Genomic DNA, 640 nt, shown 5'->3' on the forward strand with positions numbered 1-640 from the left:
GCCGACCATCAGCGTGCCGAGGTACAGGCCCTTGCTCATCCACTGCTTGAAATTGCGCGCCTTGTAGAGTTCGGTGTGAAGCCACGACTGCTTGAACGCTTCGGGATACGCCGTGAGTTCATCGCTCGTACGACCTGCCTGCACCGCTTCGAATGCCGCTTCCGCAGCCAGCATGCCGGTCTTGATCGCCGCGTGGCTGCCCTTGATACGCGCTGCGTTCAAAAAGCCCGCATCGTCGCCGACCAATGCGCCGCCCGGGAACACGAGTTTCGGCAGCGACATCAAACCGCCCGCCGTCATCGCGCGCGCGCCGTACGAAACACGCTTGCCGCCTTCGAGATACTTGCGGATTGCCGGATGCGTCTTGTAGCGCTGGAATTCCTCGAACGGCGACAGATACGGATTCGTATAAGCGAGGCCGACGACAAAACCCACCATCACCTGGTTGTTGTCGATGTGATAGAGGAACGAGCCGCCATACGTATCGTTTTCGAGCGGCCAGCCGGCCGTGTGAATCACGAGACCCGGTTGATGCTTCGCGGGATCGATCTCCCACAGTTCCTTGATGCCGATACCGTAGACCTGCGGATCGGCGTCCTTGCCGAGCTTGAACTTCTCGTTCAGCTGACGGCCCAGATGT

At 60.0% G+C, this 640-nt stretch carries 1 protein-coding gene; it reads right to left on the reverse strand.

Annotated elements, in window-relative coordinates:
• The coding region (locus U4Y88_RS37595; RefSeq protein WP_321790135.1) for an NAD(P)/FAD-dependent oxidoreductase at positions 1-640 on the reverse strand (640 nt) is incomplete at both ends.

This window comes from Paraburkholderia sp. J94 (assembly GCF_905220285.1).
Taxonomy (GTDB): domain Bacteria; phylum Pseudomonadota; class Gammaproteobacteria; order Burkholderiales; family Burkholderiaceae; genus Paraburkholderia; species Paraburkholderia tropica_A.